This is a genomic window from Mesorhizobium sp. RCAM 06353 (assembly GCF_059683585.1).
The window spans coordinates 1,652,756-1,667,100 of the sequence record NZ_CM185031.1 but is presented as its reverse complement, the minus strand read 5'-3'; the positions used below and the strand labels follow the sequence as shown (position 1 = coordinate 1,667,100).

The 14,345-nt window shown below is 63.7% G+C and carries 12 protein-coding genes; 3 read left to right on the top strand and 9 right to left on the bottom strand.

The features are described from left to right. Window positions 1-15: 15 nt before the first annotated feature. On the bottom strand, window positions 16-1,851 hold the full coding sequence (gene recQ / locus AC56QX_RS07765) for a DNA helicase RecQ (protein ID WP_497114991.1): 1,836 nt from the start codon (window positions 1,849-1,851) through the stop codon (window positions 16-18). Further along, the gene (locus AC56QX_RS07760) at window positions 1,851-2,687 is read right to left on the bottom strand and encodes a sulfotransferase family protein (RefSeq protein ID WP_497114989.1); all 837 of its coding nucleotides are present in this window, start codon (window positions 2,685-2,687) and stop codon (window positions 1,851-1,853) included. Before AC56QX_RS07760 ends, recQ begins: the two co-directional genes overlap by 1 nt. A 350-nt stretch (window positions 2,688-3,037) precedes the next feature. Between AC56QX_RS07760 and AC56QX_RS07755 the strand changes: the two genes are divergently transcribed. Both AC56QX_RS07755 and AC56QX_RS07750 read left to right on the top strand, forming a co-directional pair. Further along, complete coding sequence (locus AC56QX_RS07755) at window positions 3,038-4,459, top strand: coniferyl aldehyde dehydrogenase (RefSeq protein ID WP_497114987.1); 1,422 nt, start codon at window positions 3,038-3,040, stop codon at window positions 4,457-4,459. Between the two features lie 186 nt (window positions 4,460-4,645). Beyond that, window positions 4,646-5,665 (top strand): glycosyltransferase family 9 protein, encoded by a 1,020-nt coding sequence (locus tag AC56QX_RS07750; protein ID WP_497114985.1) that lies wholly within the window; start codon window positions 4,646-4,648, stop codon window positions 5,663-5,665. Here AC56QX_RS07750 and AC56QX_RS07745 read toward each other — a convergent pair. Both AC56QX_RS07745 and uxaC read right to left on the bottom strand, forming a co-directional pair. Continuing rightward, window positions 5,658-5,996 carry a cupin domain-containing protein gene (locus AC56QX_RS07745; RefSeq protein WP_497114983.1) on the bottom strand — a complete coding sequence of 113 codons (339 nt, stop codon included), beginning with the start codon at window positions 5,994-5,996 and terminating at the stop codon, window positions 5,658-5,660. The two genes, AC56QX_RS07750 and AC56QX_RS07745, sit on opposite strands and share 8 nt — an antisense overlap. Window positions 5,997-6,048: 52 nt before the next feature. After that, window positions 6,049-7,458, bottom strand: coding sequence for a glucuronate isomerase (uxaC, locus tag AC56QX_RS07740; protein ID WP_497114981.1), 1,410 nt, complete (start codon window positions 7,456-7,458; stop codon window positions 6,049-6,051). Between the two features lie 154 nt (window positions 7,459-7,612). On the opposite strand from uxaC, the gene AC56QX_RS07735 reads away from it, so the two are divergent. After that, the gene (locus AC56QX_RS07735) at window positions 7,613-9,106 is read left to right on the top strand and encodes a mannitol dehydrogenase family protein (protein WP_497114979.1); all 1,494 of its coding nucleotides are present in this window, start codon (window positions 7,613-7,615) and stop codon (window positions 9,104-9,106) included. A 53-nt stretch (window positions 9,107-9,159) separates the two neighbouring features. On the opposite strand, the gene AC56QX_RS07730 is transcribed toward AC56QX_RS07735, so the two are convergent. The 5 genes from AC56QX_RS07730 to AC56QX_RS07710 all read right to left on the bottom strand — a co-directional run bounded on the left by AC56QX_RS07730 (window position 9,160) and on the right by AC56QX_RS07710 (window position 14,299). Continuing rightward, a complete protein-coding gene (locus AC56QX_RS07730) occupies window positions 9,160-9,567 on the bottom strand; it encodes a F0F1 ATP synthase subunit epsilon (RefSeq protein ID WP_497114977.1) in 408 nt (135 codons plus the stop codon). 59 nt (window positions 9,568-9,626) lie between these two features. After that, on the bottom strand, window positions 9,627-11,222 hold the full coding sequence (gene atpD, locus AC56QX_RS07725) for a F0F1 ATP synthase subunit beta (RefSeq protein ID WP_497114975.1): 1,596 nt from the start codon (window positions 11,220-11,222) through the stop codon (window positions 9,627-9,629). Window positions 11,223-11,292: 70 nt separating this feature from the next. Further along, a complete protein-coding gene (locus AC56QX_RS07720; protein WP_497114973.1) occupies window positions 11,293-12,177 on the bottom strand; it encodes a F0F1 ATP synthase subunit gamma in 885 nt (294 codons plus the stop codon). Window positions 12,178-12,209: 32 nt separating this feature from the next. Continuing rightward, window positions 12,210-13,739, bottom strand: a complete 1,530-nt coding sequence (atpA, locus tag AC56QX_RS07715; RefSeq protein WP_172222567.1) for a F0F1 ATP synthase subunit alpha — start codon at window positions 13,737-13,739, stop codon at window positions 12,210-12,212. Further along, window positions 13,739-14,299 carry a F0F1 ATP synthase subunit delta gene (locus AC56QX_RS07710; protein WP_258588733.1) on the bottom strand — a complete coding sequence of 187 codons (561 nt, stop codon included), beginning with the start codon at window positions 14,297-14,299 and terminating at the stop codon, window positions 13,739-13,741. The genes atpA and AC56QX_RS07710 overlap by 1 nt, the downstream gene beginning before the upstream one ends. Window positions 14,300-14,345: the final 46 nt, after the last annotated feature.

Below are 14,345 nucleotides of genomic sequence, written 5' to 3'. Positions count from 1 at the left end.
TTGCAGGGCCGGCCTTCAGGCCGATCCACCCGCCTGGTGCGCCGCAATGGCGCTCAGAAAAGCCTGGCCGAACTCCTTGAGCTTGGCAGCACCCACCCCATTCACTTCGGCGAAAGCATCAAGGTCGCGCGGGCGGCGTTCGGCCATGTCGATCAGCGTGCGGTCGGAGAACACCACATAGGCCGGCACCTGGCGCTCCTTGGCGAGACGCAGGCGCAAGGACTTGAGCGTGGCCAGCAGCGAAGCATCGACGCCTTCGGCACCAGAACCCTCGGCCGCTCGCATCTTGCGCAAGGCGCGGCTGCGCATCTCGACACGGTAGTGGAACGGGATCTCGCCGCGGCCAAGCGCATGGCCTTTTTCGGCAATGGCGAGCCCGCCATGGCCGCTCGGGTCCGGCTCCAGCAAACCGTTCGCGACGAGCTGCCGGATCAGCGACATCCAGAAATCCTTCTTCTGCGCCGCGCCGCTGCCGAAGCAGGCGAGCCTCTGATGGCTTCTGGCCTGCACCTTCTCCGTCTCATGGCCGATAAGGATGTCGATCACGTGTGCCGCGCCGAAGCGCTCGCCGCTCTGCGCCACGGCCGCCAGGATGATGCGCGCCTCGGCCGCACCATCGGCGCGCGGCACCTGGTCGAGGCAGTTGTCGCAATTGCCGCAAGGCTGCGCCTCCTCGCCGAAATAGCCGAGCAGCACCTGGCGGCGGCACTGCGCCGTCTCGCAATAGCCGATCAAGGTGTTGAGTCGCTGATGCGATCGTTTTTTGTGCTCCGCTGATGCGTCCTCGTCGTCGATGAACAGCCGCCGCATGCGGATATCGCCGAGGCCAAACAGCATATGCGCCTCGGCATCCCGCCCATCGCGGCCGGCACGCCCGATCTCCTGGTAATAGGCCTCCAGGCTGCCCGGCATATCGGTGTGGAAGACATAGGCGACATCGGGCTTGTCGATGCCCATGCCGAAGGCGATGGTCGCCACCATAACGACGCCCGACAGCGTCATGAAGGCGTTCTGATTCGCCTCACGCGCCTCCTTGCTCATGCCGGCATGATAAGCGAGCGCGGTGACGCCGTTCTTCTCGAGGAAGTCCGCCATCTCCTCCGTCTTCTTGCGCGACAGGCAGTAGACGATGCCGCTCTTGCCGGCATGGCGCTCGATGAAACGCAGCAATTGCCGCTTGCTGTCCTGCTTGGATTCGATCGCCAGCTTGATGTTGGGCCGGTCGAAACCCAGCACCAGCGTTTCAACCTGCTCGGCAAACAGCCGGGCGGCGATGTCGCTGCGCGTGCTCTCATCCGCCGTCGCCGTCACCGCGATGATCGGCACGTTGGGGAAGATGTGCCGCAACCGCGATAGGTCCTCGTACTCAGGCCGGAACGCCGGTCCCCATTGCGAGATGCAATGCGCCTCGTCGATAGCGATCAGGCTGACGTCGAGCCTCGACAGCGCCTCGAGCATGCGCTCGGTCATCAGCCGCTCAGGCGCCAGGTAAAGCAGCCGCGTCTGGCCGGACGCCACGCGCCGCCAGGCCGCGACATTGGCCTCGCGGTCGATCGAGGAATTGATCGTATCGGCGCCAACACCCGCCAGCCGCAAGGCGGCGACCTGATCCTGCATCAGCGCCACCAGCGGTGACACGACAAGGGTGAGCCCGCCCAGAACCAGAGCCGGCACCTGGTAGCAGAGCGATTTGCCCGCACCCGTCGGCATCACGGCCAGCACATGGCGCCCGCCGAGCAGCGCGTCCATGACATCGGCCTGGCCGGGGCGGAAATCGTCGAAGCCGAACACGTCCTTCAGGACGCGCCGCTTGGAATCCTCGGCCCGAAGGCTCGCTGTCTGTGCCGACATTACGCAGCCACCTTGATCGGCGGCATATCATAGCCGAACTCGGCGCAGAAGCGCTCGACGTGGATGAGAAATGCCTGCGACAGGTCTTCGAGATAGGTCCGGAAGTCCTCATTCCGTTCCCATTTTCGCAACGAAGCCGCCCGGATCGGATTGTTCGGGTCTTCACTGAAGCGAATCCGCGCCTTCAGCCCAAACCGCTGCGCGATTCTCTCCTGCATGGCATCGGGTCTGCTGATCATGTCTTCATAGCGGACGAAAAAGATCTGTCTGTTCGGTTGTGCTTTCATCAACCGGGTCAGCGCATCGTATTCGGCCAGCCAGCGATCGGGTGTGACGTGGAAGCGGCGCTCCTTGAGTGTTTGCGGATGCGAACTGGTCAGTGTGTCGAATGGATGGCGCAAGCAATAGATCAAGCCAATCGAAGGAGGCAGCTTCGCCAGATGCGCAAAGCTACGCGCATCGCGCTTGACGACGAGGTTAGATTCGGGCCGATCCAGCATGTCCAGGACCGTGTATCGCACCTCGGGCGAGTGGACGAAAATGTCCTCGAAACACCTCATCAGCCGCTGTGTCAGCGTCGTGCCGCTACGCGCGCAACCCGAGATGAAAATTCTGTTGACTGCGGTCTCGCGTGGGTATGTGCGTTTTTGCATCCGTCTCTTCAGGGACAATGGCACGAACCGCTGAAATTCCCTGATAACCCTTTGCGATGCTGCGCCAAGAGCAGTCTCTAGCTTATCAATGCCCGTCATCCGCATCTCCGCCAGTGCAAGGCGGCTCTCGCCGGCGACCGCCTGCAAGGCGTAGCCCGACAAGCTCGCGTGATGCAGAGCCATATAGTCCCGGTCGCATTTGCCGGATGTTCTCCCAAACCCGCCCCCTTCAAAGCCTGATCTCGTCGGCGCGACAACAGGCGCCTTCCCCTACGACGATTTGGTGGTGATTCCTGCCTTGTCGTCTTCGGTAGAACGACATGCATAAAAACGGAAGGTTAAAGCATATGATCTGGTTGCATTCAAACCCGGCGTGCCGATCCGTCGACGCTTCCCGACCTCGACCGGGAACGTCGAACTTGGGCCGATTGAACGCGCCCACAAAGAATGCCTTCCCTCGCGACACCCGCACCCCCGCTGGATTCCTGCGCTCCCGGATGTAAGGTTGGCCGGCAAAAGCCAGGGAGGGCACGATGCTGCAGGTGAGACAGGATGTCCTCGGCGAACGGTTTAAGCTGCAGCGCGCTGCTTTCGAGAAACAGCCCTTTCCCGACTTGGACGTCCGAAAGGACCGCCTGAAGCGCCTGCTGGCCCTGACCGAGCGACACGAAGCTGAGATCTGCGCCGCGATCAACGCCGACTTTGGCAGCCGGTCAACACACGAGACGCGCCTTGCCGAACTGTTTGTCGTGCGCGCCGGCATCCGCCACACGCTGTCTCATCTGAAAGGCTGGATGCGGGAGCGTCGTGTCGCCACCACCTTGCCGTTCCTGCCGGGCCGCAATCGCCTCTTGCCGCAGCCGCTTGGTGTCGTCGGCATCGTCTCGCCGTGGAATTACCCGTTCCAGCTTGCCGTCGCGCCGGTCACGGCAGCGCTCGCCGCCGGCAACCGCGTGCTGGTCAAGCCGTCCGAACTGACACCGGCTTTCTCGGAGTTGCTGGCAAAACTCGCCAGCGAGCATTTTTCGCCCGACGAGTTGAGCGTCATCACCGGCGATGCCGAGACAGGCAAGGCCTTCGTGTCGATGCCGTTCGATCATCTGCTGTTCACCGGTTCGACAGCTGTCGGCCGCCATGTCGCGATGGCCGCGGCCGCCAACCTGACCCCGGTCACGCTCGAACTCGGTGGCAAGTCGCCGGCAATCTTCGATCCCTCCTGCGATCTCGGTGCGGCAACAGCCAGCATCGCCTATGGCAAACTGCTCAATGCCGGGCAGACCTGCATCGCGCCCGACTATCTCCTGGTGCCCAAGGGACAGGCAGGCACGGTCGCCGCCAAGCTCGCAACCGCGGTGGCGCGGCTCTATCCCACGCTGCGCGACAATCCCGACTATACCGCCATCATCAGCGACCGGCACTTCCAGCGCCTGCGCGCCATGATCGCGGAAGCCCGCGATGCCGGCGCCGATGTCACCGAAATCAACCCGGCCGGCGAAGATCTCGGCACCACGAGCCGGAAGCTGCTGCCGACCCTGGTCAGCAATGCCGGCCCGGACCTGCGGCTGATGCGCGAGGAGATTTTCGGCCCGGTGCTGCCGATTGTCGAATATGCCACCGTCGACGAGGCGATCAGCCATGTGAACCAGGCCGACCGGCCACTGGCGCTCTACTGGTTCGGCAACGACAGCGGCAACCGCCGGCGTATCCTGCGCGAGACCGTCGCCGGCGGCGTCACCATCAACGACTGCATGCTGCATCTGGTGCAGGAGAACCAGCCCTTCGGCGGCGTCGGCGCCAGTGGCATGGGCGCCTATCACGGGCAATGGGGGTTCTGCACCTTCAGCAAGCAGAAGCCGGTTTTCCTGCAGTCGCGCCTGAGCGCCGGCGCCCTGCTGCGCCCACCTTACGGCAAGACGTTCGAGCGGCTTTTCGGCCTGCTCCGGCATATCACCTGACCGACGTCGCCGCTTCAATGCCGAAATGACGAGGCGGGGTGGCGGCGATGCAGCTCGGCACCGCCCGCATTATTACGTTCGGCGCATATTCCCTCTGGATTCAGCGGGGAATTGCTGTCTTCTAGGGTCGTGTTCTCAGAAGCTGGCTCCCCTCTCGACGCCATACCCTAACGGATCCGCCTGGCCATGGATTTGCCCGCGCCGCTGCTGATTTTCTACGTCCGCAACGACGCCCTCGGGGACGGGTTGCTGAGAATACCAGCCTTGCGGGCGGCAAGAACGGCCTTTCCACGAAGCCATATCGTCTATGGCTGCCAGGGCAAGTCTTCGCTCATGGGCATGTTGCACAAGCATGCCGCTCCCCTGGTCGACGACTTCAGGATGAAGCCGCTTTCCGACATTCTCGCTGAATTCGCACAGCCTGGCAGACAGAAGACGGTCGTCGACTTCCGGACGGGCGTCCCCGGCCTGATGGTGACCGGGTTGCAGCTTCTCGGCCGCGGCGTTCACTACGAGCCCAACTTTGCCGGCTATCTCCTATCGCTGCGTTGGGGCACCAGATGGACCTGGCGGCCCGAACACAATGCCTGGCGCTACCACCGGCTGATCGAGCGCCTCGCCGGCCGGCACCTGCCATTCGATCACAGGCTCGACGTTCCGCACTCCGCCCGGGCCCTGGCGCGCCGGCTCGTCGGCGCCGACGACCGTCCGCTGGTCCTGCTTGGCGGCAACGCCAGGGGCAACAAGTTCATGAGCGACGACCAGGTATCAGCCGTTGCCCGCAATCTCATCGATGTCGGCTACCGGGTGCTGTATCTGGTCACCCCGGGCAAAGGACCGACGCCACAGAGCCTGGCCGCCCGAGAAAGCCGGCTCACGATGATCGGTCCTGACCTTGGGCTCGATGTCGAGACGTTCGGTGACCTGCTGCTGGCGCTCGGCGAGATGGCCGCCGCCTATGTCGGCATGGAAGGTGGCCTGGGGCACCTGTTCGCCACGGTCATGACGCCGACGGTCATCGTCAACAACGGCGCCAATCTGGAGCGGTGGCGGCCGCTATCGAACATGGTCGAGGTGGTGACGGCGCCGAGACGCGGACGCAGGGCTGACGTCGCCGACGCACCGGTCGAGGCTATTCTCGAGGCCACGCATCGCTTGCTTGCCGCCGGCCGCCGTGACCATGCGGACGCTCGCGCATTCAGGTGAGAAAATCGGCCCTGTGCGGCGTGAAATTGTCGACCAGCCGCCCCGCCTCCAGCGCCTTGACGCCGTGCACCAGACCCGACGGCACGATGAAGCTGCCGCCTGTCCCGAGGATTTCGGTTTGGCCGTCTATTGTCACCTCGAAACGGCCTTCGGCAACGTAGCTTGACTGGACATGCGGATGCGAATGCAGAGCGCCGACGCCGCCCTTGTCGAAACCGAATTCGACCAGCATCAATTCATCGGTGGAGAGGAGAACCCGCCGCCTGTTGCCGTCAGGCGTCGGCGTCCAGGCACCCTCGCCGGCATGCGCGAAGATTTTCGGCTTCGTCATCGTCTTCTCCTCATCGCGGACGGCTGGCCTACGCTGATCGCGCCAGCATGCATCAGAGCCGATAGGCTTTCTTGGCCAGCGTATAGGCCAATTCCCCTGCCAGCTCATGCGCCTCGTCCTCGCGCAGCCGATGCTCGGCGACGAGCCGCGCCAGGAAGGCGCAGTCGACGCGACGCGCCACATCGTGGCGGGCCGGGATCGAGGGAAAGGCGCGGGTGTCGTCGTTGAAGCCGACGGTGTTGTAGAAGCCGGCCGTCTCCGTGGTCATCTCGCGGAAGCGGCGCATGCCTTCCGGACTGTCATGAAACCACCAGGCCGGCCCGAGCTTCAGCGCCGGATAGACGCCGGCCAACGGCGCCAGTTCGCGCGCATAGCTGGTTTCGTCGAGCGTGAAGAGCACAATGGTCAGGTCACGCTCCAGCCCGACGCAGTCGAGCAACGGCTTCAGCGCCGTCACATAGTCGGTCCGGGTCGGAATATCGAAGCCCTTGTCGCGGCCGAATCTCTGGAAAACAGAAGGCGAGTGATTGCGCCAAGAGCCAGGATGGATCTGCATCACCAGCCCGTCGTCCCGGCTCATCTTGGCCATCTCGGTCAGCATCTGGGCGCGGAACAGTTTTCGCTCGCGCTCGTCCTCCGAGCCGTGGCGGATGCGGTTGAACAGCTCCTGCGCCGCCGCGTCGGAAAGGTTGGCGGTCTCCGCCGTCGGATGGCCATGGTCGGACGAGGTCGCGCCAAAACTCTTGAAGAAGGCGCGCCGCTGGCGATGCGCGTCGAGATAGCCGGCCCAGCCGCCGGTGTCGCAGCCGGTTATCTCGCCCAGCCGATCGAGATTGGCTGAAAAACCTTCGAAATCGGGATCGACGACCGCGTCCGGCCGATAGGCCGTGATAACGCGGCCCTCCCAGCCGCTGTCGCGGATCATCTTGTGCCATTTGAGATCGTCGAGCGCGCCTTCCGTCGTCGCGATGACCTCGATATTGAAGCGCTCGAACAAGGCGCGCGGCCGGAAATTCTCCCACTGCAGCAGCGTCGCGATCGTGTCGTAGTGGCGATCGGCCGTCTCGGCACTCAATGGCTCTTCGATACCGAACAGATGCGCAAGCACATGGTCGAGCCACAACCGGGTCGGCGTGCCGCGGAAGAGGAAATAATTTTCGGCAAAACGCCGCCAGATGGTCCTGCCGTCGGCCTCGACTGGTGACCCATCGAGAGCAGCAATGCCGAGATCCTCCAGGCGGACACCCTGGCTGAACAGCATGCGGAAGATGTAGTGGTCGGGCACGATGAGCAGTTGCGCCGGATCCGGAAACGGTTCGTTGAGCGCATACCAGCGCGGATCGGTGTGGCCGTGCGGGCTCACGATGGGCAGGTTCTTGATGCCGGCGTAGAGGTCGCGGGCAAGCGAGCGCGAATGCGCTTTGGACGGGAACAGCAGGTCCGGATCGGTCAACGCGACCATGGGAAAAGCGGCTCCTTCCAATCTGGATATCGGTACGTTCGGGTCAAAGCGATGTCAATGTGTGCTGGCAAAGCGGCATCCTTGCGGCAAGCGCAAACAGGTGTTACGCCGCCTGTCATCCGCCGCTTCCCAAGCCCTCAGCCCCGGTATCGTGATGACCAGAAGCCATCTGTCCGACGCCACGCTACAAAAGCTGCCCGAGGGGACCAAAATCCCCGCATATGACCGCGACAAGGTTGTATCGGGCATCGTGCATCTCGGCGTCGGTGCCTTTCATCGCGCCCATCAGGCCGCTTATGTCGACGACTGCCTGGCGGCGGGCGAAACGGACTGGGGCATCGTCGGCGTCTCCTTGCGCAGCGCCGACACACGCGACGCGCTCTCGCCGCAGGACGGGCTCTACACGCTGGCGATCCGCAGCAGTGGCGAGGAGGAGCTGCGCGTCATCGGCTCGATCCAGTCGCTGCTGGTGGCGCCGGAAAACCCCAGTGCCGTGCTGGCCGCGCTGACCGATCCGCGCACCCGCATCGTTACGCTGACCATCACCGAGAAGGCCTATCTCAGGGCCGCGGGCGGTGGACTGGACGCCACCCATCCCGACATCATCCACGATCTGGCCAATCCGCGGATGCCGAAGACCGCGCATGGTTTTCTGGCCGAGGCGCTTGCCCGAAGGCTGGCCGCGGGAACACCGCCCTTTACCGTGCTGTGTTGCGACAACCTGCCAGCCAATGGCACCACTCTGCACCGGTTGCTGACCGAATTCGCCGCGTTGCGCGATGCCGGGCTCGGCTCAACGGGCGATGCCAACCTCGCCGACCACATTGCTGATCACGTCGCTTTTCCGTCGAGCATGGTCGACCGCATCGTGCCGGCAACGACCGATGCCGATCGGGAGCGGATTGCTGTCGAACTCGGCGTCGAGGATGCCTGGCCTGTGATGACAGAGCCGTTCTGCCAATGGGTGGTAGAGGACAATTTTCCGGGAGGCAGGCCGGCCTGGGAAAGATTCGGCGTCACCATGGTCCGCGATGTCGGGCCCTTCGAGGACATGAAGCTGAGACTTCTCAACGGATCGCATTCGGCCATCGCCTATCTCGGCCTGCTCAGCGGCCACGCCACGGTCGACCGCGCTTTCGCCGACCCGGCGATCCGACAATTCGTCGATGCATTGTGGGCCGAAGCCATTCCGACTTTGCCGGAGGATGCCGGGCTCGATACATCAGCCTACACAGCCGAGCTTACCGAGCGTTTCTCCAACACTGCGCTCGCCCACCGCACCGCCCAGATCGCCAATGACGGCAGCCAGAAACTGCCACAGCGCATCATCGCATCCGCCATCGAGTGCCTCGAAGCCGGAACTGAGTTCGTGCATCTCACGCTGGTGGTAGCGGCCTGGATCGCCGCCTGCGCCGCGCGCGGGAAAACCTTGCCCGAAAACCATTTCACCGATCCGCTCGACGCGGCACTGACGGCGCTTTTGAGCCAGCAGCTACCGGCGAACGAAACGGTCTCGGCCGTATTCGAACTTGCCGGTTTCGCCAGGGATCATGCCGAGCGGCAGACGCTGATTGAACTCGTGGCCGTGCATCTCGTGCACTTGCGACGGGATGGTCCGACACTGGCCTTCGCCGCCTTGGGCATCTAAGACAAAAAAGCGAGGCAGGGCCCCGCTTTTCATCAAGTCATCTAGGCCGAATTTCAGGCCGGCAGAATGGCGCCTTCCAGCGTGGTTAGCTGGCTAAGGAACTGTTCCGCCTTGCTGCGGGTCTGATCGTCCTTGGCGTCGGCGGCATCTTCCTTGGCTTCCTGGATGCGGCGGGCGAGATCCGCACGGTCGACATCCTTCACCGCGACAGCCGATTCCGCCAGCAGCGTGCAGCCGGCCGGGACGATATCGGCAAAACCGCCGAACACGACATAGCGTTCTTCGCCGCCCGACGCGGTCTTCACCGTGACGACACCCGGCTTGATCGTGGTCATGACCGGCGCGTGATGCGCCATCACCGTCATCTCGCCTTCGGCACCCGGAATGACGACGGATTCGACCTGCTCGGAAACCAGCAGGCGTTCCGGCGAGACCAGTTCGAACTTGAAAGCTTCAGCCATGGTGTCTCACAAACTTGGATCGAAGGCAGCGCGGCAGTACCGCGCTGCTGATAAGGGAATTAAGCCGCTTCAGCCGCCAGTCGCTGAGCCTTCTCGACCGCTTCCTCGATGCCGCCGACCATGTAGAAGGCAGCTTCCGGCAGGTGATCGTAGTCGCCGTTGCAGAGGCCCTTGAAGCCCTTGATGGTGTCGGCGAGATCGACCAGCTTGCCCGGCGCGCCGGTGAACACTTCGGCGACGAAGAACGGCTGCGACAGGAAGCGCTCGATCTTGCGGGCGCGGGCCACGGTCTGCTTGTCCTCTTCCGACAACTCGTCCATGCCCAGGATGGCGATGATGTCCTGCAGCGACTTGTAGCGCTGGAGGATCGACTGCACCTGGCGGGCGACGCCATAGTGCTCGTCGCCGACGACCAGCGGGTCGAGCATGCGCGAGGTCGAATCCAGCGGATCGACAGCTGGGTAGATGCCCTTTTCGGCGATGGCGCGGTTGAGCGTCGTGGTCGCGTCAAGGTGGGCGAACGAGGTTGCCGGCGCCGGATCGGTCAAGTCGTCGGCGGGCACGTAGATGGCCTGCACCGAGGTAATTGAGCCCTTGGTGGTGGTGGTGATGCGTTCCTGCAGCGCGCCCATGTCGGTGGCGAGCGTCGGCTGATAGCCGACGGCCGATGGGATACGGCCAAGCAGAGCCGACACTTCCGAACCCGCCTGTGTAAAGCGGAAGATGTTGTCGACGAAGAACAGCACGTCCTGACCCTGGTCGCGGAAATACTCCGCAACCGTCAGGCCGGTCAGGCCGACGCGGGCGCGCGCACCCGGCGGCTCGTTCATCTGGCCGTACACGAGTGCGGCCTTGGAGCCTTCGCCGCCGCCCTTCTTGTTGACGCCGGATTCGATGAACTCGTGATAGAGATCGTTGCCCTCGCGGGTGCGCTCGCCGACGCCGGCGAACACCGAATAGCCGCCATGCGCCTTGGCGATGTTGTTGATCAGCTCCTGGATCAGCACGGTCTTGCCGACGCCGGCGCCGCCGAACAGGCCGATCTTGCCACCCTTGGCGTAAGGTGCCAGCAGGTCGAGCACCTTGATGCCGGTGATCAGGATCTGGGCTTCCGTCGACTGCTCGACATAGGTCGGAGCCGGCTGGTGGATGGAGCGCATTTCGGTCGCATCGACCGGGCCTTCTTCGTCGACCGGCTCGCCGATGACGTTGATGATGCGGCCGAGCATGCCCGGGCCGACCGGAACGGTGATCGGCGCGCCGGTGTCGCGCACTTCCTGGCCGCGCACCAGACCTTCGGTGGAGTCCATGGCGATGCAGCGCACGGTGTTTTCACCGAGATGCTGAGCCACTTCGAGCACCAGGCGGTTGCCGACATTGGTCGTCTCGAGCGCGTTCAGGATCGCCGGCAGGTGATCGCCGAACTGCACGTCGACGACGGCGCCGATGACCTGACGGACCTTGCCGACAACGCCGGTTGCCTTGGTGGCAACAGCCGAAGTCTTGGCCGCAGTGGCCTTTGCGGGCACTGCCGCCGTCTTTGCCGGAGCTGCCTTCGCGGCTGCTGCCGGAGCCTTGGCCGCCTTCGCGGGGGCTGCGGTCTTCGCGGCTGCGGCCTTGGGGGCCGCCGTCTTGGGGGTCGCTGCTTTCGCCATCGTCTTTACCCTTTTTCGTCCTTTGTTTCTCACGCGGTCCGGTCGCGGGTCGATGACCCGCGGACCGCGCCTAGAGCGCTTCGGCGCCCGAAATGATTTCGATCAGTTCCTTGGTGATCTGCGCCTGCCGCTGGCGGTTGTAGGTGATCGACAGCTTGTTGATCATCTCGCCGGCGTTGCGCGTCGCATTGTCCATGGCGCTCATCTTGGCGCCCATTTCGCCGGCGGCGTTTTCGAGCAGCGCCCGGAAAACCTGCACGGAAATGTTGCGCGGGATGAGGTCGGAGAGGATTTCGCCCGGCTCCGGTTCATATTCGTAGACCGCGTTGCCGCCATCCAGCGCCTCGGCTGGAGCCGAAGCCACGCCGGCCGGGATGATCTGCTGCGCGGTCGGGATCTGGCTGATCACCGATTTGAACTGCGAATAGAACAGCGTGCAGATGTCGAAGCCACCCTCGTTGAACAGGTGGATAACCTTCTTGGCGATGGCATCGGCGTTGACGAAACGGAGCGTCTTGACCTCACGCAGGTCGACACGGTCGATGATCATCGATGCATAGTCGCGGCGCAGGATGTCGAAACCCTTCTTGCCGACGCAGATGATCTTGACCTGCTTGCCGTCGGCCAAAAGCCGGCGGATATGGTCGCGGGCCAGACGGGCGATCTGCGAATTGAAGCCGCCGCACAGACCGCGTTCAGCGGTGCAGACGACCAGCAGATGCACGGCATCCTTGCCGGTGCCGGTCATCAGCGCCGGGGCATCGCCGCCGCCGCCGATTGCCTGGGTGATGTTGGCCAGCACGGAACCCATGCGCTCCGAATAGGGGCGCGCCGCTTCCGCGGCCTCTTGCGCACGGCGCAGCTTCGCCGCAGCGACCATCTGCATCGCCTTGGTGATCTTCTGCGTCGCCTTGACCGAGGCGATACGGTTACGAAGGTCTTTTAATGAAGGCATGCTTCAAACCTGATCCCGTCTTGTCGCTTCGCTCAGGCGAAGGTCTTGGCGAAAGCGTCGATCTCGGCCTTCAGCTTGGCGCGCAGATCGTCCGACAGTGCCTTTTCCTTGCGGATGGCGTCGAGAACGTCCTTGCCGGCCGCACGCATGTGGCTGAGCAGGCCATGCTCGAACTTGCCGACCTGGTTGACCGGCAGCTTGTCGAGATAGCCATTGACGCCGGCGAAGATCACCGCGACCTGCTCTTCCGTCTTCAGCGGCGAGAACTGCGGCTGCTTCAGGAGTTCGGTCAGGCGCGATCCGCGATTGAGCAGGCGCTGCGTGGCGGCGTCGAGATCGGAGCCGAACTGCGCGAAGGCCGCCATTTCACGGTACTGCGCGAGCTCGCCCTTGATCGAACCGGCAACCTGCTTCATCGCCTTGATCTGCGCGGCCGAGCCGACGCGGCTGACCGACAGGCCAACGTTCACCGCGGGACGAATGCCCTGGAAGAACAAATTGGTCTCGAGGAAGATCTGACCGTCGGTGATCGAGATCACGTTGGTCGGGATATAGGCCGACACGTCGTTGGCCTGCGTTTCGATGATTGGCAAAGCGGTCAGCGATCCGCCGCCCAGATCGTCATTGAGCTTGGCGGCCCGCTCGAGCAGGCGCGAGTGCAGGTAGAAAACGTCGCCAGGATAGGCTTCGCGGCCCGGCGGGCGGCGCAGCAGCAGCGACATCTGGCGATAGGCGACGGCCTGCTTCGACAGATCGTCGTAGCTGATCAGCGCGTGCATACCGTTGTCGCGGAAATATTCGCCCATGGTGGCGCCAGCGAACGGCGCCAGGAACTGCATCGGCGCCGGGTCGGAAGCGGTGGCGGCGACGATGATCGAATATTCGAGCGCGCCGCGCTCTTCCAGAACCTTGACGAACTGCGCGACGGTCGAGCGCTTCTGGCCGACGGCGACGTAGACGCAGTAGAGCTTTTCCTTCTCGGGGCCGTTGTCATGCACCGACTTCTGGTTGAGCATCGTGTCGAGAATGATGGCGGTCTTGCCGGTCTGACGATCGCCGATGACCAGCTCGCGCTGGCCGCGGCCGACCGGGATCAGCGCATCGATGGCCTTGAGGCCGGTCGACATCGGCTCGTTCACCGACTTGCGCGGGATGATGCCGGGCGCCTTGACGTCGACGCGCTTGCGTTCGGTCGCCTTGATCGGGCCTTTGCCGTCGATCGGGTTGCCGAGCGCGTCGACGACGCGACCGAGCAGGCCCGGACCGACCGGAACGTCGACGATGGCGCCGGTGCGCTTGACGATGTCGCCTTCCTTGATGTCGCGGTCGGCGCCGAAGATGACGACGCCGACATTGTCGGCTTCGAGGTTGAGCGCCATGCCGCGGATGCCGCCGGGGAATTCGACCATTTCGCCGGCCTGGACATTGTCGAGGCCGTATACGCGGGCGATACCGTCACCGACGGACAGCACCTGTCCAACTTCGGAGACCTCGGCCTCCTTGCCGAAATTCTTGATCTGGTCTTTCAGAATTGCGGAAATTTCCGCGGCGCGGATGTCCATCAGCCGACCTCTTTCAGTGCAAGCTTGAGCGAATTGAGTTTGGTTTTGAGCGACGTATCGATCTGACGCGAGCCCATCTTGACCACCAGCCCGCCGAGCAGCGACGGATCGACGGTGACGGAGATGGCCACATCCTTGCCGGCAACGCTTTTCAGCGCGGCCTTCAGTTCTGTTTGCTGGGCCGCTGTCAGCTCATGTGCCGACGTGACATCAGCAGTGGTCTCGCCACGCGCTTCGGCAGCAATCTGACGGAACGCCTTGATCATGCCGGGAATGGCGAACAGCCGCCGGTTCTGGGCGACGACGCGCAGGAAATTGCCGGCGAGGCCGGCAATCCCCGCCTTGTCGGCGATCGCAGCGATAGCCTTGGCCTGGTCCTCGCTGGAGAACACCGGGCTGTTGATCAGGCGGGTAAGGTCGGCGCTGCCTTCGAGCATGGCTTCGAAACTGTTGAGGTCGGCCTCGACCTTGGCGACCGAATTTGCCTGCCGCGCGAGTTCGAACAGCGAACCCGCGTAGCGTTCTGCAACACCTGAGATTGGCGATGACGATTGAGCCACGGACCGTCTTTTCTCTTGTCTGACAGGCCGCAGATTGTTGGCGCGA

Bases quoted from the DNA above. Each gene is read 5' to 3' on its own strand.
- uxaC (WP_497114981.1), bottom strand. From the start codon at position 7,458: ATGGTCGCGTTGACCGATCCGGACCTGCTGTTCCCGTCCAAAGCGCAT.
- AC56QX_RS07750 (WP_497114985.1), top strand. From the start codon at position 4,646: ATGGATTTGCCCGCGCCGCTGCTGATTTTCTACGTCCGCAACGACGCC.
- AC56QX_RS07755 (WP_497114987.1), top strand. From the start codon at position 3,038: ATGCTGCAGGTGAGACAGGATGTCCTCGGCGAACGGTTTAAGCTGCAG.
- AC56QX_RS07720 (WP_497114973.1), bottom strand. From the start codon at position 12,177: ATGCCTTCATTAAAAGACCTTCGTAACCGTATCGCCTCGGTCAAGGCG.
- atpA (WP_172222567.1), bottom strand. From the start codon at position 13,739: ATGGACATCCGCGCCGCGGAAATTTCCGCAATTCTGAAAGACCAGATC.
- AC56QX_RS07735 (WP_497114979.1), top strand. From the start codon at position 7,613: ATGACCAGAAGCCATCTGTCCGACGCCACGCTACAAAAGCTGCCCGAG.
- atpD (WP_497114975.1), bottom strand. From the start codon at position 11,222: ATGGCGAAAGCAGCGACCCCCAAGACGGCGGCCCCCAAGGCCGCAGCC.
- AC56QX_RS07760 (WP_497114989.1), bottom strand. From the start codon at position 2,687: ATGGCTCTGCATCACGCGAGCTTGTCGGGCTACGCCTTGCAGGCGGTC.
- recQ (WP_497114991.1), bottom strand. From the start codon at position 1,851: ATGTCGGCACAGACAGCGAGCCTTCGGGCCGAGGATTCCAAGCGGCGC.
- AC56QX_RS07745 (WP_497114983.1), bottom strand. From the start codon at position 5,996: ATGACGAAGCCGAAAATCTTCGCGCATGCCGGCGAGGGTGCCTGGACG.
- AC56QX_RS07730 (WP_497114977.1), bottom strand. From the start codon at position 9,567: ATGGCTGAAGCTTTCAAGTTCGAACTGGTCTCGCCGGAACGCCTGCTG.